Source organism: Pseudomonas sp. TE31087 (assembly GCF_057284075.1).
Genome location: NZ_JBXVNN010000001.1, coordinates 5,791,752 through 5,815,546, shown reverse-complemented (window position 1 = coordinate 5,815,546; position 23,795 = coordinate 5,791,752). Strand labels below are relative to the sequence as shown.

Genomic DNA, 23,795 nt, shown 5'->3' with positions numbered 1-23,795 from the left:
GCCAACCAGTCGCCCGCCGCGATTGTCCAGCTGGCCGGCCTCAATGTGCGTCGCGCCAGTACCACTGAGCAAGCCTTTGTCCTGGTTGTCGAGCACGCCGCTGACCTTGGCGGTCAGTGTGCCATCGCTGAGCAGCTTGCCCTGCTCGCGGTTGTCGAGGCTGGCGGCGCTCACCGTCAGCGCCGTACCCGAGGCCAGCACGCCTTTGCGGTTATCCAGAGCCTGGCCGACGGTCAGCGTCAGCGCCTGATCGGCACTGAGCCTGCCGCCACGGTTGTCGAGGCTGGCGGCGCGCAGCTGGCTGGCACCGGCGCTGGAGATCTCACCGTGCTGGTTGTCGATATCGGCGCCACTGACCAGCTCCAGGCCGGCACTGCTGGACACCACGCCACGCAGGTTGTTCAGCGTCAGGGCATGGATCTCCATGCCAGCACCAGAAACCACGCCATCGACATTGAGCAGCGCCTGGTCGAGATGCACGGTCAGCACATCGAAGCTGGACAACTCACCGGCCTGGTTGTCGAGGTGCGCCCAGGTGGCGTTCAGTGCCCCTTGGCTGATGATCTGGCCACGGTCGCTGTTGAGCAGTTGTCCACCGGCCAGGGTCATGCGCCCGTCCGCGACAACCTTGCCCTGCTGGCGGTTGTCCAGCGTTGCGGCGTTGATGTCGACATGGCGCCCGGCGCTGAGGCTGCCGCCCTGGTTATCCAGGCGACCGCCCGTGGTCAGCGTCAGGTCACCGCTGGCGATCAGGCGCTGGTTGCGGTTGTCCACGGCTCCGGCGTTGATCTTCAGGTCGGCGTCGGCCGCGCGGCTGCCATCGGCCTGGATGCCGGCCTGGATGCCCCCAAGGTTGCTCAGTTGACTTGCCGCGTCCAGTTGCACCGAACCTGCCGCGGTCAGCCCCTGACGGTTGACCAGGTCACCACGGCTTTCCACCTGCAGTTGCTTGCCGGCATGCACCGGCCCCTGGGTTTCGATACCGGTCGCCCGGATGCGCACATCGCCCCCGGCGCTGGCCTGGGCCATGCTCAGCTGGCCATTGGCATCGAGCTGGATATCGCCACCGCTGGCGATCATCCGCCCGTCGAGGCGCACACCGACACCGGCCTCGGTGCCGACCAGCCTGACCGCGCCGGCATACATGCCGCCCAGCGCGCTGGAGTCGATCGCCAGGCTCGGCTTGGCGCTGCCGTCGTCAGCACGCGCAGTGGCCGCCAGGGTGCGTGCATCGACATCGTTGCGCCCGGCGACGATGGCCAGGTTGCGGGCCTGGATCTCGGCATTGATCTTGGTGCTGCGGGCAATCAGCTCGAAGCTGTCGACGTTGCTGGCATTGATCCCCGCGCCTTCGATGGCGACGTGGCCCTGGTCGACCTGGTAACGGGTCAGTTGGCCGTTCTCGATCACCGGCTTGCCGGTGCTCAGCGTGGCCTGTGGCGTATTGATGAAACCGCAGCCATCGCAGGTGATGCCGTGGGGGTTGGCGACGATGACATGCGCCGCATGCCCGGCCACCTCGGTATAGCCACGCAACTGACTGGCGTTGGCGCCATTGACCTCGTTGAGGATGACATTGGCCGCCTGGCCGTGGAGGTTGGGGTTGCCAAGGATGATCCCGCCCAGCTGGGTGGCCTGGGTGCGCTCGGTGGCGTTGTTGAGGATCAGCCCCTGCTGGCCGACGTTGTAGTCGCTGAACTGGTTGTGCGACAGCCCGCTGCCATTGGGCGCGGCGATGTTGACGATCGGCACGCCATTGCCCGCCTGGTCCAGCCGGGTGCCCGGCCCGCTGACCACCACGCCTTCGGCGGCCTGCGCCCAGAATGGCTGCCAGAACATGGCGTTGGCCAGCAGGAACGCCAGGCCCCGCTTGGGCAACCCGCAGAAACGCTCACGAGGCTGAATTTCGGCCGAGCGTTGGCGGGCCAGGAAGGCAAACAGGCGAACGTCCATGTCAGGTCTCGTGAATCAGGCGGTCAGATGAAGAAGTCCAGGCGGAAATACACCGGGCGTTCCTTTTCGGTCAGCACGTCGGGGCGTTCCAGGCTGTGGGCGAAGGTCACGCTGGCGGCCATGTGCTGGCCACGGGCGAACAACTCCAGCGAATGGCTGCTGGCACGGCCGTGGTACTCGCCGTTGTAGCGATCGTTGCGGATCACCCCGAGGTCGTAGCCCAGGCCCAGGCCGTACTCGGCCACCAGCGGCTGCAAAGCCTGCCAGTTCACCGGGCGGGTCCAGCGCAGGTCGTTGCGCCAGTAGCCGCCGCTGTCGCCGGACAGTGACTGGTCCTTGAGGCCGCGCACCGACGACAGCCCGCCCAGGCTGATGCGCTGCGGGCTGAACAGTACGTCCTCGCTGCGCTGGCCGGTGGCCAGGCTGCTGAAGCTCAGGCGCTCGCCGAAGAGCTGGAAACCCTGCACGTAGCTGAGCGTGGCGCTGTACTTGCGGTAGCGCGCCACCGGCTGGCCCGGGCGTGGATGGCCGTTGTCCTGGGCGTCGAAGGCGCCGATGCCCTCCTGGGTGCCCAGGTCGAGGTTGACGAAGGCATTGCCCAGGCGCCGGCCATGGTTGATGCCGAACTGCGCCTCGCTCAGGCGGTTGCTGCTGCCGGCCAGGCGGCTGTCCTCGATGTAGTTGTTGGTGCGCAGGTGGGCCATGCCGGCATTGAGCGAGGTCTTGCTGGTGGCGTCGCGGTGCACCACGCGCTCGGCGCGCAGCTGGTGGTTCTGGCTGTCGCCGGTCTGCTTGAAGGTAAAGCCGTTGGCCTGGGCCAGGGAGCGGTATTCGCTCTCGCTGTAGCTGTAGGTGAAGTTCCACCAGCCCCACGGCAGGTTGTAGAACAGCACGCCGTTCTTCGAGCCCTGGGTATGGTCGCTGACCACGTCATGACCGCCGCGCAGCATCAGCTGGTCGGCCAGCCCCAGTGGGCTGTCCCATTCCAGGCCAAGGTTGAGCATCTGCTCGCCGGTGCTGCGCTGGCCTTCGTTGTTGCGCGACAGCGAGGCGCGCCAGGGTTTCTGCTGGGTGTTGCGCACCAGCACTTCGCTGCCGCCGACGGCCTTGCCCGGGGTCAGCTCCATCTGCGCCTTGTTCGACGGCAGGCGGTTGAGCTGGTCGACCATCTGCTCGATCTCGCGCAGGTTCAGGCGCTGGTCGATATCGCCGGGGAAGGCCATGGCCAGTTCGCGGTCGCTCAGGCCGCTGGCCGGGTCCGGGCGCAGCCCTTCCAGGCGCCCTTCCACCACCAATACCTGCAGGTGCCCCGAGGACAGGTCCTGCTGCGGCAGGTAGGCGCGGCTGGTGACCAGGCCGCGGCCCAGGTAATGGTCGGTGATGGCCTTGAGCAGGGCGTTGAGCTGGGTGACGCCCAGGCACTGGTCGATGAAGGGCTTGAGCAGGCGGTCGCGGTCGGCGGCGGACAGGCTGTCGGCACCCTTGAGTTCGATGGTGTGGATGGTGAAGCAGCGGCTGTCGGTCGCCGGTTGCGACTCACCGGGTTCAGCGGCCTTGCCGGGCAGGTTGCGCAGCTCTTCGAGGCGGCGCTGCTGCTCTTCGAGCAGACGGTCCTGGCGGTCGCGGATCAGGTCCTGGTCGCCGGGTGAGGCAGCACGGGCCGTACCCATGGTCGTGCAGGCCAGCAAGGCGGCAAGCATGCAAGCTCGCCCCCGGTTAAAACGCATAGACATCATCCAGTCCCTGGACCACGGAAAAGAGCGCGGGATATTATTTGGCCATCATCATGGCGTCAAATTAATATCGTCAAGAAACCGTGAAATCGTCAAAGGACCCTTCCAGCAATCACCTGGACTGAACTTCCAGGCAGCCAGACGCCTCCACCGGACTGAATCCACTGGTAACAAGGAGTCGAGGGATGAAACCGTTGCCATGCCTTATCTGCGCGGCCACCCTGCTCTGTGCACAGCCCATCTGGGCCTGCACACCGGAAGAGGCCACGCAGAAAAGAGAAGAACTGGCAGGGCTGGTCAGCCAGTTGACCGAACAGAACCCGCGCAAGGCCAAGGAGATAAACGACGAGCTCCAGCACATGGAGCTCGGAACGGCCAGCAAGGACTTGCCGGACAAATGCCAGTTGATCGACAAGCGCATCCAGGAGCTTAAAGAAGCGGAAAGGAAAACCTGACCGCGCCAGTGTCAGCGCCGCTGCTGGGCTTGCATGTACTGGCGAAGCAACTGGTTGATGCGGGTCTGGTAGCCGGCCCCCTGTTCCTTGAACCAGGCCAGCACGTCGGCGTCCAGGCGGATGGTCACCGTTTGCTTGGCCGGCACTCGAAGCTCGGCGCGGCGGAAAAAGTCATCGTCGAGTTCGGGGATGTCCGAGGTATCGACCGGGGCTTGGTCTTGCTCACAGCTTCTGGACGGTTTCGACATAGCGCGTTACCTCACGTCGTGTGGCTCTTCTGGCGGAAATGATGCGGATCACATCACCCTGCCGTTCGGTGTAGGCGACCACGCTGACCCAGGCGTTGATCCAGCCCATGCCTATCCAGCGTGCCTCCGGGTACTCGAATCGCTCATCGCGCAACGCCAGCATCGGCTGGCGGAACATCTCGGGCACGTCGTTGAAGTCGATACCGTGCTTGCGGATGTTGAGCAGGTTCTTGTCCTCGTCCCATTCAAATCGCACGGGACAATCGTATTTACAGCTGTACATACGCTACTCCTCCTTGACTGCAGATGCCAGAGGAGTGTGGCGGTCGGGCGACAAAACGCCCGGGCTGGAATACGGTTTGGGAAACGGGCTACGCGCCTTGGGGAAAGAGGTGAAGCAACCCGCCACCGTTGCAGTGGCGGGCTCATGGCCGGAGGGGCTTACTCAGCCGCCGGCTTGCGCTTTTTCAGCGGTGCCAGGCCGTCGGAGCTGGCCAGAGGCGCATTGGCCTTGGGCTTGGCGGTAGGCTTTTTCTTGACGGCGCCTTTCTTGTCGGCGCCCGCCTTCTTCTCGCCCTTTTTCTTCTTGCTGCCGGCAGCCTTGCCCGAGGCCTTGACCTTCTTCGGCCCGCTGTAGGTGCCCTTGACCTCCTTGATGACGCGGCGCTCGAACTGCTGCTTGAGGTAGCGCTCGATGCTCGACATCAGGTTCCAGTCGTTGTGGGTGATCAGCGAGATCGCCAGGCCTTCGCCACCAGCACGACCGGTGCGGCCGATACGGTGCACGTATTCGTCACCGCTGCGTGGCATGTCGAAGTTGATCACCAGGTCCAGGCCGTCGATGTCCAGGCCGCGGGCGGCGACGTCAGTGGCGACCAGGACCTTGGAACCGCCGTCCTTGAAGCGGTCGATGGCCAGCTTGCGGTCCTTCTGGTCCTTCTCGCCGTGCAGGACGAAAGCCTTGACCTCCTTGGCCACCAGGTGACCATAGATACGGTCGGCCAGGGCACGGGTGTTGGTGAAGATGATTGCCTTCTGGTAGGTCTCGTTGGCCAGCAGCCACTGCACGATCTGCTCTTTGTGCTGGTCGTGGTCGGCGGTGATGATCTGCTGACGGGTGCCTTCGGCCAGTTGCGAGACACTGTTGAGCATCAGGTGCTCAGGGTCCTTGAGCACTTTACCGATGATATCGCGCAGGGCCGCACCACCCGTGGTGGCCGAGAACAGCAGGGTCTGCTTGCGGTTCTCGCACTCCTTGCACAGGCGCTCCATGTCTTCGGCAAAGCCCATGTCGAGCATGCGGTCGGCTTCGTCGAGGATCAGCACCTCCACATGCGACAGGTCCAGGTTGCCGGCATTGAGTTGCTCGAGCAGACGGCCGGGGGTGCCGATCAGCACGTCCGGCACCTTGCGCAGCATGGCGGCCTGTTCCTTGAAGTCTTCACCGCCGGTGACCAGGCCCGACTTGATGTAGGTGAACTGCGAGAACAGTTTCACCTGTTTGAGGGTCTGCTGGGCCAGCTCGCGGGTCGGCAGCAGGATCAGCGCCCGGATCTCCACGCTCGGGCCGCTGCGGTCGACCAGGCGGTTGAGCAGCGGCAGCACGAAGGCGGCAGTCTTGCCGCTGCCGGTCTGCGCCGTCACCCGCAGGTCACGCCCTTGCAGGGCCAGGGGAATGGCCGCTGCCTGCACCGGCGTCGGCTCGACAAATTTCAGCTCGGCCACGGCTTTGAGCAGGCGTTCGTGCAGGGCGAATTGGGAAAACACGGGGGTAACCTCGGGCAAGTGCGAAAAATTCAGTTGCATAGGGTAACGTTTTCCGTGGCCAGAACCGAATTTCTTTTGGCAACTTTGCGCCGATCCACGCTCTAATAACCCTTCATACCGCAACACAGACCGCTTCCACGCCCATGGACATCCAACGCTTCTGGCGCGACGCCCTCGACCTCTGGGGCACGCTCGACCAACACCCGCTGCTGCATGCCGCCCTCGGCCTGATCGTGCTGCTGCTGGTCTCGCTGCTGGTCGGCCGCCTCGCTCGCTTCCTGATCCTGCACTCCACCCGCCTGCTGGGCCGCCAACAGGCACTCAGGTGGCTGGACGACCTGCGCCACAACAAGGTGTTCCACCGCCTGGCACAGACCACCCCGTCGCTGGTGGTGCAGTTCGGCCTGAAGCTGGTGCCGGAGTTGTCGGCCACCACCCAGCACTTCCTCGGCAACGTCGCCCTGGCGGTGACCCTGCTGTTCATGACCCGCGCCCTGTCCTGCCTGCTCGATGCGCTGCTGGACATCTATGCCCGCAGCGAACACGCCCGCACCCGCTCGATCAAGGGCTACATGCAGCTGGCCAAGATGATGCTGTGGATCTTCGCCGCCATCGTCATCGTCGCCACCCTTATCGACCGCTCGCCGCTGTTGCTGCTGTCGGGTCTGGGCGCCATGTCGGCGGTGCTGCTGTTGGTGTACAAGGACACCCTGCTGTCGTTCGTCGCCAGCGTGCAGCTGACCAGCAACGACATGCTGCACGTCGGCGACTGGATCGAGATGCCCCAGGCCGGCGCCGACGGCGATGTGGTGGACATCACCCTGCACACGGTCAAGGTGCAGAACTTCGACAAGACCATCGTCTCGATCCCCACCTGGCGCCTGATGAGCGAGTCGTTCCGCAACTACCGCGGCATGCAGCAGTCCGGCGGGCGTCGGATCAAGCGCAGCCTGTTCATCGACGCCGCCGGCGTGCGCTTCCTCAGCCCGGACGAAGAACAGCGCCTGGGCCAGGTACGCCTGCTGGGCGACTACCTGGCGCAGAAGCGCCAGGAACTGCATCACTGGAACGAGGCCCTGGGCCCGGTGGCGGAGCTTTCGGCCAACCGCCGCCAGCTGACCAACATCGGCACCTTCCGCGCCTTCGCCCTGGCCTACCTGAAGAACCACCCCAACGTGCACCCGAACATGACCTGCATGGTCCGCCAGATGCAGACCACCGCCGAAGGCGTGCCACTGGAGATCTACTGCTTCACCACCACCACGGTGTGGGCCGAGTACGAGCGCATCCAGGGCGATATCTTCGACTACCTGCTGGCGGTGCTGCCGGAGTTCGGGCTGAGCCTGTATCAGCAGCCGAGTGGCAACGACATGCGCGCGGGGCTGGCGGCCAGGCCGCCTTTGGTGACCTCGATGCGAGAATTTGACGAGGCCTGATCTTGGGTGGGCGTGGGAGTGGGCTTGCCCCGCGAAAAGGCTGATACGGCCAATCGCGGGGCAAGCCCGCTCCCACGGATCGCTGACGAACGGAAAGTTTTTTCAGCTGTGCACAATGGCCTTGTGCTCTCACAAAGCACAAAGAAACAATTAGTTACAAGTATTTCAGAATTATTAAACGCCAGCCTTCGAGAAATACGAATACCCGCCTCTCCCCGCTTCTCCTAACCTGCAGCGAACAGGTCGCCCCAATGACAGGCGGCACGGTATCGGCCAAAGGACTGCGAGCAAGCGATGCGTCAGGACATCTCCCTGGAAAAACCACTCGACGAACCGGACCGCAGCGATCCGGCCAACCGCCGCAAGGCACTGGCCGCCGGCAGCCTGGCCCATGGCGTGCACGATGGCCTGACCGACGTTATCTATGTGCTGCTGCCTATCTGGCAGGCCGCCTTCGGCCTGAGCTATGCCCAGGTCGGCCTGCTGCGCGGCGCCTACGCCGGGATGATGGCCGGCTTCCAGTTGCTGGCCAGCCGCGGCGCACGCAAATGGGGGCGCGAAACCCTGCTTGTCAGGGGCACCGCCCTCGCCGGCTTCGCCTACCTGCTGGCGGCCCAGGCCACGGATATCAATCTGCTGCTGCTGGCGCTGATGATCGGTGGCCTCGGCGCCAGCACCCAGCACCCGCTGGCTTCGGCGCTGGTATCCGACGCCTACGAAGGTAGCGGGCGGGTCAAGCAGGCGCTGGCCCAGTACAACTTCGCCGGGGATATCGGCAAGGCGGTCATCCCCGGTCTGACCGGGCTGGTGCTGGTCTACATCTCCTGGCAGACCAACGCCACCCTGCTCGGCGTGCTTGGTATCGCCGCCGCCTTCGCCTTGTGGTGGCTGATGCCGAAGAACCAGGCCCACGAAACCGCCAGCAAGAAGACCAAGGTCGCCGACGCGACCGGCACGCCAACCGGCCTGATGGCGCTGATCGCCACCGGCAGCATCGACAGCGGCGTGCGCATGGGCTTTTTGACCTTCCTGCCGTTCCTGCTGCAGAGCAAGGGCGCCAACACCGAGCACATCGGCCTGGCCCTGGCCCTGCTGTTCATCGGCGGCGCCTTCGGCAAGCTGTTCTGCGGCTACCTCGGCGCACGCCTGGGGCCGGTGCGCACGGTGATCTGCACGGAAGTGCTGACCGCGCTGCTGATCCTGCTGGCATTGGTATTGCCCTATGGCGCCCTGATGCTGGTGATGCCGCTGATCGGCGTGGCGCTGAACGGCACCTCGTCGGTACTTGGCGGCCTGGTTCCGGATTTCGCCCCACGGGACCGGCGCGACCGGGTATTCGCCTGGTTCTATACCGGGACCGTGGGTGGTGGCGCCCTCGCCCCGGTGCTGATCGGCGCGATATCCGACCAGGCCGGTGTCGTCGAAGGCCTGGTAGTGCTGGCCTGCGTGCTGCTGCTGACCTTGCCGCTGTGCCTGGTGATCTACAACGGCATGAAGGGACTACCGCGCCGCTGATCCGCAACATCGCTCCAGATCAAGAACAACAAGGACGTGAACCATGAGCAACGGACTGTCGCAACGATCCGCGCGTATCAGCGCGCCCGGCACCTCGAGCATGCGCAGCAAGGCCAACGCCCTGCGTGACGCCGGCATCAAGGTCATCAACTTCGCCGCCGGCGAGCTGTCCAGCGACGCCGCACCGGACATGCGCCACGGCGCCATCGCGGCGGTCCACGAACAGTGGAACCGCTACACCCCCCCCCTGGGCAATCCGCGGCTGCGCCAAGCCCTGGCCAGCAGTGTCAGCCAGCGCCTGGGCGTCGACTACGGCGCCGACGAGATCGCGGTGTCCAGCGGTGCCAAGCAAGCCCTGTTCAACAGCGCCATGGTGCTGCTCAATCCGGGTGATGAAGTGATCATCCCGAGGCCCTACTGGGAAACCTTCCCCACCCAGGTCGAACTGGCCGGTGCACGTCCGGTGTTCGTCGACACCAAGAGCGACCACCACAGCCTGCGCGGCACGGCGGTCAAGGCCGCGCTGTCGCCGCGCAGCAAGGCGATCATCATCAATACCCCCAACAACCCCACCGGGGTGGTCTATGACCCACGGGAACTGCTCGCCATCGGTGAGCTGGCCCTGGAGCACAAGCTCTGGGTGATCTTCGACGAGTGCTACCGCAGCCTGCTGCGCAACGGCCAGCAACACCACAACCTGGTCGCGCTGCTGCCCGAGCTCAAGGCCTCGACCATCATCATCGACTCGTTCTCCAAGAGCCAGGCAGTGACCGGCTGGCGCCTGGGCTATGCCTGTGCGCCGAAGGCGGTGGTCGCGGCCATGCACAACCTGCAGGCCCACACCACCTCCAATCCCAGCAGCCTGGCCCAGTACGCGGCGCTCAACGCACTGGATGGCGACGGCGCGCAGCGGTTCGGTGCCCAGGTCAATGCCCAGCTCGATCGGCAGCTGGCCATCGCCACGGCGCTGCTCGGCAAGCTCGAGGCGATCCGCTTTTCGCCACCACAGGGCGCGTTCTACCTCTACCTGGATATCACCCGCCTGCTCGGCAAACGCTACCAGGGCGAGGCGATCCGCGACGCCAGCCACCTCTGCGAGCTGTTGCTGACCGAGGCGCGCATCGCCCTGGTGCCCGGCTGCAGCAATGGCGACCCGAGCGCCGTGCGGCTGTCCTACTCGGTAAGCCCGCAGGACCTCGAGGAGGGCCTGGGCCGCTTCACCGACTTCATTGCAATGCTTGCCTGACCCCGGACTTCCCACAACCCGCGAGAACATGACATGAAGAAAATGGATTTCATGCTGTCATTCGTCGACCAGGCCCTGACCGATGTGCAGGACAAACGGCTGGCCAGCGCCCTGAAAAAAGGCTTCGAGGTGCACGCCGACCTGCTGGAGGACTACCTCGATACCTACCAGCGCATCACCGCCAAACCCTGGTCACGGGAAAGCCTGTGCACCTTCTTCTGTGGCTGGCGCAGCCCGGACGGTGCCGCCCATGCGGTATCAAGCATCATCGTGCGCTTGCTGCAGGAGTCCGAGGCCATCGACGATCCCCAGGCCCGGCTGCTGTTGCAGGACGCCGCCCGTCACTGCGGCGAAATCATCGTCGAGGACATCGGCCTGGGCGAGATGCACGGCCACCCGCACCACTCCAAGCTGTATGCGCGCATGGCCACCGCCATCTGCGGCTCGGAGGACTGGCGCCTGCAGGACCGCTACCTGAACCCGGTGACCAAGGAATTCTCCACCTGGGTGGGCAGCAAGCGGCCGCTCGCCCCGCAACTGGTCGAGGCCATCGAGATGATGGCGATGACCGAGCTGTTCAATACCGGGGAATACAACGTGATGACGCCCCTGTGGAAGGACTGGCTCAAGGAGGCGCAAGGCAAGACCCCGGGCGAGGCGCATCGCATCGCCTCGTTCCTCAGCGTGCATTGCGGCGCGGTCGAGGCGCAGCATTTCTTCCATGCCACCAGCGCCCTCGAACTCTACTGCCGCGCCACCCGCCAGGCACTGGACTACACGCGCATCGAGGCGCTGTCCTGCGAATACGTGAAAAGAGCCTGCGAGCACCTGGACAAGATGGAGTCGGTGCTCGCCGCCTGACGAACACCTCACAACAGGGATGAGGCATATGAACGTGATCAAGCGTGACGCGCGCATCGACCTGCGCCAGTTGTTCAGTGAAAAAGCCTGCCTGCGGGTACTCGAGGCACACAGCCCGATCTCGGCCATGCTGGCCAAGAGCGTGCGCCTCGGCGCCGGCGACAGCAGCCTGGGCTACGATGCCATCTGGTCCAGCTCGCTGACCGACTCGACCCAGCGCTGCCTGCCGGACATCGAGATCCTCTCGCCCAGCGACCGCCTGGAACGACTGAACGAAATCCTCGCAATCTGTGACCTGCCGCTGATCTACGACGCCGACACCGGCGGCAAGATCGAGCATTTCGCCATCCATGTGCAGTGGCTGGCCCGCGCCGGGGTGTCGGCGATCGTCATCGAGGACAAATGCGGGCTGAAGAAAAACTCGCTGTTGGGCCTGAGCGTGCACCAGGAGCAGGAAACCATGGAGCACTTCTGCGACAAGATCAGGGTCGGCACCCAACATCGCCTGGGGGGCTCGATGATGATCTTCGCCCGCTGCGAGAGCCTGATCCTGGAAAAAGGCCTGGATGACGCCCTCGCACGCTGTCGCGCCTACACCGAGGCCGGCGCCGACGGCATCATGATCCACAGCCGCAAGAGCACGGGCGAGGAGATCCTCGAATTCGCCCGCCGCTTCAAGCAGACCCATCCGCACACACCCCTGGTCTGCGTGCCGACCAGCTACCCGCAACTGACCTTCTCGTGCCTGGCCGATGCCGGTTTCAATGCGGTGATCTACGCCAACCACATGCTACGCGGCGCCTACTCGGCCATGCGCCAGGTCGCCACCAGCATCCTCGAGCACGACCGGGCCTACGAGATCGAGCCGGCCTGCATGCCCATCGATGAAATCCTCAGCCTGGTGCCCGGCACACGATGACCGACCCATCGGGGCCGCAACGCGGCCCCTTTGCCGGGTTTGCTCAGGCGGCGCTCAGGTAGGAAACCAGTTCGGTGACATGCCGCGGCATGCGCTCGAAATGCCTGACCAGCATCATGTGCTGCTGGCGCGCCCAGCTTTCATCGAGGCGTCGGGCCACCAGGCCACAGCCATCGAGATAAGGCTGCACCGCCGCATCCGATGCGATACCGATACCGACGCCTTCGGCAATCATCCGGCATAGCGACTCGGCGCCGGACACCTTGATCCTGAACTGGACCGCGACACCATCGATATCGGCCTGCTGCTCGATCAGACGGCACAGTGCACTGTCGGTCGCCAACCCGACCTGGGGGTGGCGCAGCACATCGCCCAGGCGCAATGAGGCGCTGGCGGCCAATGCATGATGCCTGGGCAGCACCGCCACGTAGTTGAGCACCGGCAGGGCGATCGAGGCGCAACCCTCCACAGGGTCGCTGCCGAGCACCACGCCCATGTCAACGGCGCCCTCGCGAATGCCGCGAACGATATCCCCGGCCGTGCGTTGCTGCAGGTCGATGGCGACATTGGCGTGATCGGCGAGATAGCGCACCAGCCGGCGCTGGGTCGACTCGAATGCGCTGAAGCCTGCGACATACATGCGCATGCTTGCTCCGTCAGGCTCTTCGCGGTGGTCGAATTCGGCCTTGAGCACTTCCAGCTGGCGCAGGATCTTGCGGGCATGGATCAACAACCGCTGACCTGCCAGGGTCAGCACCAGCCCTTTGTGCTGGCGATGAAAAAGCCCCTCGCCAAGCTCGGCTTCCATCGACTTGATGCGCATGCTGGCGGCTCCAGGCGAGAGGCATGCACGCTTGGCGCCCTGGGTCAGGCTGGGGGACTCGGCGATCTTGATGAACAGTTTCAGGTCGGTCAGGTCAAGGTTCACGGTCTCTTCCTTGTAGTGTCAGGCAAATCCATTGTCGGAACGGGCGATCTTGAGCCGCCTGTGTCCATCTTGCCTGCCACCATCGGCCGGGCAAAGCCTGCCTTGGTATTGCCCCCGTGAATGACGAAGGCGCCCATGCGGGCGCCTTCGTCTTGCGCAGATACCTCAGCGCGACGAGGCGGCCCCCGGCAGCCCTGCACGCGGACCGCCCAAACGGCTCAACCACACCGACGCGAGGATCACCATACCGCCAATGGCCAGGCGCCCGAGCGGTTCGTCCTGGTTCCAGATCAGCAGGTTGAGCAGCAAGCCCACCGGCACATGCAGGTTGTTCATCACCGCCAGGGTACCGCCGGAGACCAGGCAGGCGCCCTTGTTCCACCAGTACAGCCCCAGCGCCGTCGGACACAGGCCCAGGAACAGCAGCACCAGCCACTGGGTGTCGGTACTCGGCAGGTGCTGGGCATTGCCGAACAACAGGAAGGCCGGCAACACCACCAGCAACGCGCCCAGGTAGAAATAGCCGAACCGCCGGTAGTGCGGCAGGTCGCTGGGGTGACGGGCCACCAGGTGGCGGTACAGCACCTGGCCGGCGGCGTAGGTGAAGTTGGCCAGTTGCAGCAACAGGAAACCGATGAAGAACTCGCCGGTGACCGTGTCGAAGCGGATCACCGCCGCGCCGGCCACCGCCACCAGGGCGGCGAGCAGCGCCCAGGGGTTGAAGCGCCGGTTCAGGGCATCCTCGATCAAGGTGACATGCAGCGGGGTGAGGATGGTGAACAGCAGCACCTCCGGCACCGTCAGCACGCGGAAGCTGAGGTACAGGCAGACATAGGTGATGCCGTACTGCAGCGCACCAATCAGCAGCATCGAGCGCATGAAGCGCGGCTCGACCTGGCGCCAGCGGGTCAGCGGCAGGAACACCAGGCCGGCCAGGACAACGCGGGCCAGTACGGCGAAGTAGCTGTCGACATGGCCGGCCAGGTATTCGCCGATCAGGTTGAAGGAGTACGCCTGGATCAGCGCGACGATTATCAGGTAGCCCATGGTTGGCCCTCGTGGATCAAGGCGGGGACCTTAGCGGGTTGGGCCTGGGCAGTTCAACCATGGGGATTGTGGGGGTGCTTGGGGTCATCGCTCTCCTGTGTTGCACGCCCGCCTGGCGGATATGCGTGGGAGCGGGCTTGCCCCGCGATGGCACAGGCTCGGCAAACAACTTCGACCGATCTGGCGCTATCGCGGGGCAAGCCCGCTCCCACGTCGTTCTTACGAGCATAAAAAAGCCCGGCCATAAACTGGCCGGGCAGGCACACCCAAAGGAGCAACAAGGTGTCAGGGTTGGGAATTCGTCGCGGCTCAGGCCACCGCGGCCAGCTTGGCCTTGGCCTGGTTCAGGCCCTTCTCGTGGAACTCGCCGCTCATGTTCAGGCCCTCGGCGTGGATGAAGTCCACATCATGGATGCCGATGAAAGCCATCACCTGGCGCAGGTAGGGTTCCTGGTGGTCACTGCTGGCACCGGCATGGATGCCGCCGCGGGCGGTCAGGACGATGGCGCGCTTGCCGTTGAGCAGGCCCTGCGGGCCGGTCGGGGTGTACTTGAAGGTGATGCCGGCGCGCAACACGTGATCCAGCCAGGCTTTCAGGGTGCTGGGGATGGTGAAGTTGTACATCGGCGCAGCCATCACCAGCACGTCGGCAGCCAGCAGTTCGTCGGTCAGCGCGTTGGAACGCTCCAGCGCGTCACGCTCGGCGGCGCTACGCTGCTCCTCGGGCTTCATCCAGCCGCCGAGCAGGTTGGCGTCCAGGTGCGGCACGGGGTTCACGGCCAGGTCGCGCAGCTTGATCTCGTCAGCCGGATGCGCCGCTTGCCATTGCTGGATGAAGTCCAGGGTCAGTTGACGGGAAACGGAATCCTGCTGGCGGGCGCTGCTTTCGATGATCAGTACGCGGGACATGGGGTGCCTCCATCGGCGGTAAAGGGTGGCGATTCGATGGAGGTGAGATTAGTGGTTGACCTATCGATAAAAAAGCGTAAAAAGTGGGATCAACCTATCGATTAATCTGTTTTATTGCGCTTTGCAGTCGAGCACGATGCGCAGCTTGATGATCTGCCGGTTGAACTTGGCGGTGACATCCACGCTCCTGCCGGCGGGCACATTGACCCGGCGCACCCGTGGCGCCTCGGGGCCGTTGCGGAAAGTGACCTTGCACGCCGCCGGCACCTGCCCATAGTTGTTGAGGCTGATCGAGCCAATGTCGTAGGCCGTGTCGTAGGCGGTGTAGTCGACCTTGACCCCGGTCAGGTCCTTTTCCACATCGATCGGGTATGCCATGGCCCCGAGGGGCAGGCACAACAGCAAAGCCGCACAACATTTCTTCATACGGGCGCTCTCCTTGGGAAGAGCGCAGCTTAGGACAACAGGAGCCCTGGATGAAAGCACCGCGCGTTACCCTGGATCAGTGGCGGACCCTGCAGGCAGTGGTCGACCACGGTGGGTTCGCCCAGGCCGCCGAGGCCCTGCACCGTTCGCAGTCGTCGGTGAGCTACACCGTGGCGCGGATGCAGGAGCAACTGGGCGTGCCATTGCTGCGCATCGATGGACGCAAGGCGGTGCTGACCGAGGCCGGCAGCGTGCTGCTGCGCCGTTCGCGGCAACTGGTCAAGCAGGCCAGCCAGCTGGAAGACCTGGCTCACCACATGGAACAGGGCTGGGAGGCCGAAGTGCGCCTGGTGGTCGACGCCGCCTACCCCAGCGCCCGCCTGGTGCGCGCCCTGGCCGCCTTCATGCCGCAGAGCCGCGGCTGCCGGGTACGCCTGCGCGAAGAGGTGCTGTCCGGGGTCGAGGAAGTGCTGCACGAAGGCATCGCCGACCTTGCCATCAGCAGCTTCAACATCGGCGGCTACCTGGGCACCGAACTGAGCCCGGTAGAGTTCATCGCCGTCGCCCACCCCGAGCACGCCCTGCACCGCATGGGTCGCGAGATCACCTTCCAGGACCTGGAAAGCCAGCTGCAGGTGGTGATCCGCGACTCGGGCCGGGCACAGCCGCGCGATGTCGGCTGGCTCGGCGCCGAGCAGCGCTGGACAGTGGGCAGCCTGGGCACTGCGGCGACCTTCGTCGGCAGCGGCCTGGGCTTTGCCTGGCTGCCCCGGCACATGATCGAGCGCGAGCTGCGCGAAGGCGTGCTCAAGCCCCTACCGCTGGATCAGGGTGGCAGCCGCCATCCACTGTTCTACCTTTACTCGAGCAAGGAAAAGACCCTGGGCCCGGCCACGCAGATCCTCATCGAACTGCTGCGCAACTTCGACACCGCGCCGCTGGACGTGCCCTTCGCAGCCCCCCCGCAAGCCTGAGAGGACCGCGCCCATGGCCTGTTTCGAACATGACGGATGCCTGCTGCATTACCAGGAACACGGCCAGGGCGAGCCCCTGGTGTTGCTGCACGGGCTGGGTTCGAGCAGCCAGGACTGGGAACTGCAGGTGCCCGAGCTCAGCCGCCAGTACCGGGTGATCCTCATGGACATCCGCGGCCACGGGCAATCGTCCAAGCCACGCCAGGGCTACCAGATAAAGACCTTCAGCGAGGATCTATTGGCCTTGCTGCGCCATCTGGACACCGGCCCGGTGCACTTCGTCGGCCTGTCCATGGGCGGCATGCTCGGTTTCCAGTTCGCCGTCGACCACCCCGACTGGCTGCGCAGCCTGTGCATCGTCAACAGTGCCCCCGAGGTCAAGCGCCGCACCCGCAGCGACTGGATCTGGTGGCTCAAGCGCTGGAGCCTGGCGCGCCTGCTCAGTGTCGAGACCGTCGGCAAGGGCCTGGCCGCGCGGCTGTTCCCCAAGCCGGAGCAGGCCGAATTGCGGCGCAAGATGGCCGAGCGCTGGGCGCGCAACGACAAACGTGCCTATTTGAAAAGTTTCGACGCCATCGTCGACTGGGGCGTGCAGGAACGCATCGGCCAGATCCGCTGTCCCACCCTGGTGATCGCCGCCGACCACGATTACACACCGATACAACTGAAGGAGCGTTACGTCGCCCTGATGCCCAATGCCAGACTGGCGGTCATCGACGATTCGCGGCACGCTACGCCCCTGGATCAACCTGAAGTCTTCAACCGTACCGTGCTGCAGTTCCTCGCAGCCGCTTCCACCTCTCAAGGATCTTTGAGCCCATGCTGAAAAAACTTCTGCTCACCGCCTGCTCGGTCGCCTTCGCCACCAGTGTCATGGCTTCCGACAAGACCCCGCACGTTGAGCTGGTCACCAGCTTTGGCAAGATCGAGATCGAGCTGAACGCAGAAAAAGCGCCGATCAGTACCAAGAACTTCCTCCAGTACGTGGACAGCGGCTTCTACAACAACACCATCTTCCACCGCGTGATCCCGGGCTTCATGGTCCAGGGCGGCGGCTTCACCGACCAGATGGTGCAGAAGAGCACCCAAGACCCGATCCGCAACGAGGCGAGCAACGGCCTGCAGAACACTCGCGGTACCCTGTCCATGGCCCGTACCTCCGACCCGAACTCGGCCACCAGCCAGTTCTTCATCAACGTCGCCGACAACGATTTCCTCAACCCGGGCCGCGACCGTGGCTACGCGGTGTTCGGCAAGGTCACCAAGGGCATGGAGGTGGTCGACCAGATCGTCAACTCGCCGACCACCGTCAAGAAAGGTATGCGCGATGTACCGGCGGATCCGGTCTACATCAAGTCGGCCAAACGCATCGACTGATCCCGCGCCACACAGGGACGTGAGTCGGGTCGAACAGGAGTGTAGTCACCCATGCTGTACCGTCGTTTCGAGCAGTTGATCGACATTTTCCGCGAGGCGCCCAGCGAGGCGCCTCCCGCCAAGGTCTGGCCCTTCTATCTCTATTACCTGCGCCAGGTGTGGCCGAGCTTCCTCGCCCTGCTGATCGTCGGCCTGGTCGCCTCGCTGATCGAGGTGGCGCTGTTCAGCTACCTGAGCCGGATCATCGACCTGGCCCAGGGCACGCCCAACGCCAATTTCTTCAGCGAGCACAGCGGCGAGCTGATCTGGATGCTGGTGGTGGTGCTGGTGCTGCGGCCGGTGTTCTTCGGCCTGCATGACCTGCTGGTGCACCAGACCATCAGTCCGGGCATGACCAGCCTGATCCGCTGGCAAAACCACACCTACGTGCTCAAGCAGAGCCTGAATTTCTTCCAGAGCGACTTCGCCGGGCGCATCGCCCAGCGCATCATGCAGACCGGCAACTCCCTGCGCGATTCGGCGGTGCAGGCGGTGGACGCACTGTGGCACGTGCTGATCTACGCCATCAGTGCGCTGGTGCTGTTCGCCGAGGCCGACTGGCGGCTGATGCTGCCGCTGCTGGTGTGGATCGCCTGCTATATCGGTGCGCTGTACTACTTCGTGCCCAGGGTGAAGGAGCGTTCGGTGATTTCTTCCGACGCCCGTTCCAAGCTGATGGGGTGCATCGTCGACGGCTACACCAACATCGCCACGCTCAAGCTGTTTGCCCACACCGACTACGAGCAGCAGTACGCCCGCGAGGCGATCAGCGAGCAGACCGAGAAGACCCAGCTGGCCTCACGGGTGATCACCAGCATGGACGTGGTCATCACCTCGCTGAATGGCTTGCTGGTGGTCAGCACCACTGGCCTTGCCCTGTGGCTGTGGAGCCAGTCGCTGATCAGCGTCGGCGCCATCGCCTTGGCCACGGGCCTGGTGATCCGCATCGTCAACATGTCCGGCTGGATCATGTGGGTGGTCAACGGCATCTTCGAGAACATCGGCATGGTCCAGGACGGCCTGCAGACCATCGCCCAGCCGGTCACCGTCAGCGACAGGCCCAATGCCCCGGCGCTCAAGGTCAGCCGCGGCGCGGTGCGCTTCGACCATGTCGAGTTCCACTACGGCAAAGGCGGCAAGGTGATCGATGCCCTGAACCTGGACATCCGCCCTGGCGAGAAGATCGGCCTGATCGGCCCGTCCGGCGCCGGCAAGTCGACCCTGGTCAACCTGCTGCTGCGCCTGTACGACATCGACAGCGGGCGCATCCTCATCGACGGCCAGGACATCGCCGAGGTCAACCAGGCCAGCCTGCGTGCGCAGATCGGCATGATCACCCAGGACACCTCGCTGCTGCACCGATCGATCCGCGACAACCTGCTGTACGGCCGGCCGCAGGCCAGCGACGAGGAGGTCTGGGAGGCGGTGCGCCGGGCCCGGGCCGACGAGTTCATCCCGCAGCTGTCCGATGCCCAGGGCCGCACCGGCTTCGACGCCCATGTCGGCGAGCGTGGCGTCAAGCTCTCCGGCGGCCAGCGCCAGCGCATCGCCATCGCCCGGGTACTGCTGAAGAACGCGCCGATCCTGATCATGGACGAGGCCACCTCGGCGCTGGACTCGGAGGTCGAGGCGGCAATCCAGGAGAGCCTGGAGACGCTGATGCAGGGCAAGACGGTGATCGCCATCGCCCACCGCCTGTCGACCATCGCCCGCATGGACCGGCTGATCGTGCTGGACAAGGGGCATATCGTCGAAAGCGGCAGCCATGCCGAGCTGCTGGCACAGCGCGGGTTGTATGCACGGTTGTGGCATCACCAGACCGGGGGGTTTGTCGGCGTCGATTGAGTTAGACGCGGCCCCTGTAGGAGCGGCCTCGTGTCGCGAAAGGGCCGCAACGCGGCCCCGGCGATCTTTGCATCAACGCTGAATCCTGGGGCCGCTTTGCGGCCCTTTCGCGACACAAAGCCGCTCCTACAGGGATAGCGTGTGGCCAGGCACCTCAAACCTGTCGATACGGCAACATCCCCCGCGCCTCCTCGGCGTAGGCCATCACCCCTTCACGCTCCTGACGCAAAAAGTCCGCGACCGCCCGGCGCAACCCCGGGTGCAGCAGGTAATGCCACGACCGCGTGATCACAGGCTCAAACCCGCGAATCAGCTTGTGCTCGCCCTGGGCCCCGGCATCGAAGCGCTGCAGGCCTTCGCCGATCGCGAAATCCATGCCCTGGTAGAAACAGGTCTCGAAATGCAGGCGGTCGAATTCGTCCAGGCAACCCCAGTAGCGGCCATACAGGCTGTCACCCCCCATCAGGCTGAAGGCCATCGCCACCTCGCGCCCTTGCTGCCGGGCAATCACCACGCGAATCGCCTCGGGCATGCGCTCGGCCACCAGGCTGAAGAACTCGCGAGTCAGGTACGGCGCCCGGCGGCGCACGGCATAGGTGTTGACATAGCAGCGGTAGACGAAGTCCCACTGCGCCTCACTCAGTTCATCACCGCGGTACCAGGCGAAGTCGATCCCCTGCCCCGCCACTTGCTCGCGCTCCTTGCGCATCTGCTTGCGCTTGCGTGAGCTGAGGGTGTCGAGAAAATCCTGGAAGTCCCGGTAACCCCGGTTGCGCCAGTGAAACTGGCAGCCCAGGCGCTCCAGCCAGCCCGGCTGGCCGGCAATGGCCGCGTCCAGCACGCTGTCGGTGAAATTGATGTGCGCCCCCGACAGCCCACCCTTGCCCAGGTACTCGGGAATCGCCTGCAACAGCAGCAGGCCATCAGCAGGGTCGGACGCCAGCAGGCGCGGCCCGGCGACCGGGCTGAACGGCACCGCGCCGAGCAGCTTGGGGTAGTAGGCGATGCCCGCCCGCTCGCAGGCATCGGCCCAGCCATGGTCGAACACGTACTCGCCGAACGAATGCCATTTGCGGTACGCCGGCAGCAGCGCCCGCACCTCGCCATCGCGCTCCAGCACCAGGTGTTCGGCGGCCCAGCCGGTGTCGGGGACCACGCTGGCACTGTCTTCCATGGCACTGAGAAAGGCGTGGCGCAGGAACGGCTGGCCATCGGGCACCAGCGCGTCCCAGGTGGTCGCCGGCAGGTCGCGCAGGTGGGCAAGGCTGTGAAGGCTGATCACGGTTGCAACTCGCTATGGACAGGGCGCCAGTATTGCCAAAGCCGCCGTGACACACAAATGACGTCCTGTTTACTTAACAACAGTGCCACTATTCAGACATTATTCTGTCATTCCCCCCCGCAATACTTGCGCCTGTTTTCCGGAACCCCAGAACCTGTCTACACAGGCCCTTTCCGAAGACATGCCAACTCGGGGGCGGGCGCTTGAGCCTCCCCACTTTTCCAACAGGGAGAACCTTATGCGTCTTGTTTCTACACTTACTGGAGTGAGCCTCACCGGCATGATGCTGGCTCTGAGTACTCCGGCCAGTGCTGCTGTCGACGCCAAGCTGCTCGAAATACTCCGCGCCAACGGCTCGATCAACCAGGCGCAGTACACCGAACTGCAGGGCGACCTGGCAAAGGAAACCAAGGAAAAGGCCGACCAGAAAGCTCAGTCCGAGCGCCTGAGCTCCTTCGAACAAAAAGTGGCATGGGCCGCCAAGACCCAGATCAAGGGTGACGTGCGCCTGCGCTACGAAGACGTCAACGTCGACAACCCCAACAGCCGCAGCGGCAACCAGGACCGCGAGCGTGTGCGTGCCCGCGTCGGTTTCTACAGCGAGATCAACCCGCAGGTCGACGCCGGCATTCGCGTGGCCACCGGCAGCAGCTCGGACGCCCGCTCGACCAACCAGAGCCTGGACAACTACTTCGACAAGAAATCGCTGTGGGTGGACCTTGCCTACCTCGACTGGCACCCGACCGCCGTGCCGAACCTGCACCTGATCGGCGGCAAGATGCTGCAGCCGTGGGTGAGCATGGGCGACATCATCTGGGACAGCGACATCAACCCGGAAGGCGTGGCCGTCACCTACAAGACCAACCTGGGCGGCGCCGAAGTATTCGGCAGCGCCGGTCACTACACCCTCAAGGACAACGTCGACGGCGACGGCGTGCAGTTCAAGCACGACGCGCAGCTGTACCACGGCCAGTTGGGCACCAAGTTCAACCTGGCTGACAGCGTCAAGGTCACCGTCGGCGGCAGCCTCTACGGCTTCGACAACGACAAGAAGTCGGCCGGTGCTGCGCAGCTTCGGCAACACCACCACCGAGTTCAACCTGGCTGAAGGCTTTGGCCAGGTGGACTTCACCGGCTTCGCTATCCCGCTGTCGGCCTATGGCCAGTTCGTCAAGAACACCGACAGCACCGACGGCGAGGACAAGGCCTGGCTGGCGGGTCTGAAGACCAAGCTGGGCGCCTGGAGCCTGGACTACAACTACCGCGACGTGCAGCGCAACGCCGTGGTCAGCCTGTTCACCGACTCCGACTTCGGCGCCGGCTTTACCGGTTCGCGTGGCCACAAGTTCAAGGTCGGCTACGAGATCGACAAGAACTTCTCGCTGGGCGCGGCCTACCTGATGGCCAAGACCGACCTGTCGCAGTTGCCGAACAACAATGCTGACGTCGATACCCTGCAGGTCGACCTGGAAGCCAAGTTCTAAGCGCTACGCGCCCTTGCTCCACTCTGAGCGGGAAATGCCGACCCCATCCGGCATTTCCCGCTTTTTTTGTTTGCCTGTCAGAAAGCCGGGGCTGCTTCGCAGCCCTTTCGCGACACAAGGCCGCTCCTACAGGGGATCGCATTTCCCTGTAGGAGCGGCCTTGTGTCGCGAAAGGGCCGCAAAGCGGCCCCAGCATTCTCGAACCGGAAATCAGAGCTTGCGCAGCACCACGCTACCAATCGAATACCCCGCACCAAACGAGCTCAGCACCCCCAGCGAACCCTTGGCCAGGTCATCCTGATACAGGTGGAAGGCAATCACCGACCCCGCCGAACTGGTGTTGGCATAGCGATCCAGGATCACCGGCGCATCTTCCTCGGCCACTTCACGCCCCAGCAGTTTCTTGACGATCAGGTGGTTCATGCTCAGGTTGGCCTGGTGCAGCCAGAAGCGCTTGACGTCCGACGGTTGCAGATCGTTCTCGGCCAGGTGCTTGCCGATCAGCTCGGCGACCATCGGGCAGACTTCCTTGAACACCTTGCGGCCTTCCTGCACGAACAGCTTGTCGCGAGCACCGATGCCCTCTTCCGCCGCGCGGTTGAGGAAGCCGAAGTTGTTGCGGATATTGTTGGAGAACGCCGTCAGCAGCTTGGTGCTGACGATGTCGAACTGGTGTTCGGAGGTGGCCAGGTCGGCACGCTCGACCAGCACGGCGGTGGCGGCATCGCCGAAGATGAAGTGGCTGTCGCGGTCACGGAAGTTCAGGTGGCCGGTGCAGATTTCCGGGTTGACTACCAGCACGGCGCGCGACTGGCCTAGCTGCACGCTGTTGGCGGCGGTCTGGATACCGAAGGTGGCCGACGAGCAGGCCACGTTCATGTCGAAGGCGAAGCCCTGGATACCCAGTGCCTGCTGCACTTCGATGGCGATGGCCGGGTATGGGCGCTGCAGATTGGAACAGGCGACAATCACCCCGTCGACATCGGCGGCGGTGCGCCCGGCACGCTCCAGGGCCTGGCGGGCGGCGGCCACGCCCATCTCGCAGAGGATCGATTGTTCGTCGTTGCCGCGCTCAGGCAGGCGCGGCTTCATGCGCTGCGGATCAAGAATGCCGACCTTGTCCATGACGAAGCGGCTCTTGATACCCGAGGCCTTCTCGATGAAGGCGGCGTCGGACAGCGGCGCCGCCTCGACCTCGCCACGCTCGATGGCGGCGGCGTTGTCACGGTTGAAACGCTGTGCCCAGGCGTTGAAGGATTCCACCAGTTCTTCGTTGGAAATGCTTTGGGCCGGGGTGTACAGGCCGGTGCCGCTGATGACGACGTTGTGCACGGTCGTTCCTCTGGTCTGG

General features: G+C 64.5%; 20 protein-coding genes and 2 pseudogenes. 11 read left to right on the top strand and 11 right to left on the bottom strand.

All coding sequences use genetic code 11. The annotated features are described in order from the left end of the window. Window positions 1-27 precede the first annotated feature (27 nt). Window positions 28-1,953 (bottom strand): annotated as a pseudogene (locus tag ACZ899_RS26405) (two-partner secretion domain-containing protein); the annotation flags it as partial. Window positions 1,954-1,976: 23 nt separating this feature from the next. After that, window positions 1,977-3,653, bottom strand: a complete 1,677-nt coding sequence (locus ACZ899_RS26400; RefSeq protein ID WP_485627981.1) for a ShlB/FhaC/HecB family hemolysin secretion/activation protein — start codon at window positions 3,651-3,653, stop codon at window positions 1,977-1,979. A gap of 218 nt (window positions 3,654-3,871) precedes the next feature. On the opposite strand from ACZ899_RS26400, the gene ACZ899_RS26395 reads away from it, so the two are divergent. Further along, on the top strand, window positions 3,872-4,141 hold the full coding sequence (locus ACZ899_RS26395; protein ID WP_050706787.1) for a hypothetical protein: 270 nt from the start codon (window positions 3,872-3,874) through the stop codon (window positions 4,139-4,141). Between the two features lie 11 nt (window positions 4,142-4,152). Here ACZ899_RS26395 and ACZ899_RS26390 read toward each other — a convergent pair whose 3' ends face one another. The 3 genes from ACZ899_RS26390 to ACZ899_RS26380 form a co-directional block, all read right to left on the bottom strand. Beyond that, complete coding sequence (locus tag ACZ899_RS26390) at window positions 4,153-4,389, bottom strand: BrnA antitoxin family protein (RefSeq protein ID WP_023631177.1); 237 nt, start codon at window positions 4,387-4,389, stop codon at window positions 4,153-4,155. Next, window positions 4,364-4,645, bottom strand: coding sequence for a BrnT family toxin (locus tag ACZ899_RS26385; RefSeq protein ID WP_203651449.1), 282 nt, complete (start codon window positions 4,643-4,645; stop codon window positions 4,364-4,366). Before ACZ899_RS26385 ends, ACZ899_RS26390 begins: the two co-directional genes overlap by 26 nt. A 185-nt stretch (window positions 4,646-4,830) precedes the next feature. Beyond that, window positions 4,831-6,195, bottom strand: a complete 1,365-nt coding sequence (locus tag ACZ899_RS26380) for a DEAD/DEAH box helicase (RefSeq protein ID WP_234560285.1) — start codon at window positions 6,193-6,195, stop codon at window positions 4,831-4,833. Window positions 6,196-6,299: 104 nt separating this feature from the next. Here ACZ899_RS26380 and ACZ899_RS26375 point away from each other — a divergent pair, with 104 nt between their 5' ends. The 5 genes from ACZ899_RS26375 (at window position 6,300) to aepX (ending at window position 12,133) form a co-directional block, all read left to right on the top strand. Further along, on the top strand, window positions 6,300-7,592 hold the full coding sequence (locus ACZ899_RS26375; RefSeq protein ID WP_234560284.1) for a mechanosensitive ion channel family protein: 1,293 nt from the start codon (window positions 6,300-6,302) through the stop codon (window positions 7,590-7,592). Window positions 7,593-7,886: 294 nt separating this feature from the next. Then, window positions 7,887-9,107, top strand: a complete 1,221-nt coding sequence (locus ACZ899_RS26370; RefSeq protein ID WP_234560283.1) for an MFS transporter — start codon at window positions 7,887-7,889, stop codon at window positions 9,105-9,107. A gap of 43 nt (window positions 9,108-9,150) precedes the next feature. Beyond that, the gene (locus tag ACZ899_RS26365; protein ID WP_234560282.1) at window positions 9,151-10,353 is read left to right on the top strand and encodes a pyridoxal phosphate-dependent aminotransferase; all 1,203 of its coding nucleotides are present in this window, start codon (window positions 9,151-9,153) and stop codon (window positions 10,351-10,353) included. A 33-nt stretch (window positions 10,354-10,386) separates the two neighbouring features. Next, the gene (locus ACZ899_RS26360) at window positions 10,387-11,214 is read left to right on the top strand and encodes a hypothetical protein (RefSeq protein WP_234560281.1); all 828 of its coding nucleotides are present in this window, start codon (window positions 10,387-10,389) and stop codon (window positions 11,212-11,214) included. A gap of 28 nt (window positions 11,215-11,242) precedes the next feature. Then, window positions 11,243-12,133, top strand: a complete 891-nt coding sequence (gene aepX / locus ACZ899_RS26355) for a phosphoenolpyruvate mutase (RefSeq protein ID WP_203651441.1) — start codon at window positions 11,243-11,245, stop codon at window positions 12,131-12,133. 43 nt (window positions 12,134-12,176) lie between these two features. Here the strand turns inward: aepX and ACZ899_RS26350 are convergent, their stop codons facing one another. The 4 genes from ACZ899_RS26350 to ACZ899_RS26335 form a co-directional block, all read right to left on the bottom strand. Then, window positions 12,177-13,061, bottom strand: a complete 885-nt coding sequence (locus ACZ899_RS26350; RefSeq protein ID WP_203651436.1) for a LysR family transcriptional regulator — start codon at window positions 13,059-13,061, stop codon at window positions 12,177-12,179. A gap of 165 nt (window positions 13,062-13,226) precedes the next feature. Then, on the bottom strand, window positions 13,227-14,108 hold the full coding sequence (locus ACZ899_RS26345; RefSeq protein ID WP_203651434.1) for a carboxylate/amino acid/amine transporter: 882 nt from the start codon (window positions 14,106-14,108) through the stop codon (window positions 13,227-13,229). A 309-nt stretch (window positions 14,109-14,417) separates the two neighbouring features. After that, window positions 14,418-15,017: an FMN-dependent NADH-azoreductase gene (locus ACZ899_RS26340; RefSeq protein WP_203651432.1), complete on the bottom strand. Its 600-nt coding sequence runs from the start codon at window positions 15,015-15,017 to the stop codon at window positions 14,418-14,420. A 111-nt stretch (window positions 15,018-15,128) separates the two neighbouring features. Then, a complete protein-coding gene (locus ACZ899_RS26335) occupies window positions 15,129-15,443 on the bottom strand; it encodes a 3-phosphoglycerate kinase (protein WP_110739155.1) in 315 nt (104 codons plus the stop codon). A 50-nt stretch (window positions 15,444-15,493) separates the two neighbouring features. Between ACZ899_RS26335 and ACZ899_RS26330 the strand changes: the two genes are divergently transcribed. From ACZ899_RS26330 to ACZ899_RS26315, 4 genes are read left to right on the top strand one after another with little or no spacing between them, the layout of a single operon-like run. Beyond that, window positions 15,494-16,417: a LysR family transcriptional regulator gene (locus ACZ899_RS26330; protein WP_028693074.1), complete on the top strand. Its 924-nt coding sequence runs from the start codon at window positions 15,494-15,496 to the stop codon at window positions 16,415-16,417. Between the two features lie 13 nt (window positions 16,418-16,430). Then, entirely contained in the window at window positions 16,431-17,243 is an 813-nt protein-coding gene (locus ACZ899_RS26325; protein WP_234560280.1) for an alpha/beta fold hydrolase, read from the top strand. Beyond that, a complete protein-coding gene (locus ACZ899_RS26320; RefSeq protein WP_050706800.1) occupies window positions 17,237-17,794 on the top strand; it encodes a peptidylprolyl isomerase in 558 nt (185 codons plus the stop codon). Before ACZ899_RS26325 ends, ACZ899_RS26320 begins: the two co-directional genes overlap by 7 nt. A gap of 51 nt (window positions 17,795-17,845) precedes the next feature. Further along, a complete protein-coding gene (locus ACZ899_RS26315; protein WP_234560279.1) occupies window positions 17,846-19,678 on the top strand; it encodes an ABC transporter ATP-binding protein in 1,833 nt (610 codons plus the stop codon). A gap of 154 nt (window positions 19,679-19,832) precedes the next feature. On the opposite strand, the gene ACZ899_RS26310 is transcribed toward ACZ899_RS26315, so the two are convergent. Next, window positions 19,833-20,960, bottom strand: a complete 1,128-nt coding sequence (locus ACZ899_RS26310) for a GNAT family N-acetyltransferase (RefSeq protein ID WP_234560278.1) — start codon at window positions 20,958-20,960, stop codon at window positions 19,833-19,835. Between the two features lie 238 nt (window positions 20,961-21,198). Between ACZ899_RS26310 and ACZ899_RS26305 the strand changes: the two are divergent. Continuing rightward, a pseudogene (locus tag ACZ899_RS26305) lies at window positions 21,199-22,444 on the top strand (putative porin). A gap of 210 nt (window positions 22,445-22,654) precedes the next feature. Here the strand turns inward: ACZ899_RS26305 and ACZ899_RS26300 are convergent. After that, complete coding sequence (locus ACZ899_RS26300; RefSeq protein ID WP_234560277.1) at window positions 22,655-23,776, bottom strand: beta-ketoacyl-ACP synthase III; 1,122 nt, start codon at window positions 23,774-23,776, stop codon at window positions 22,655-22,657. Window positions 23,777-23,795: the final 19 nt, after the last annotated feature.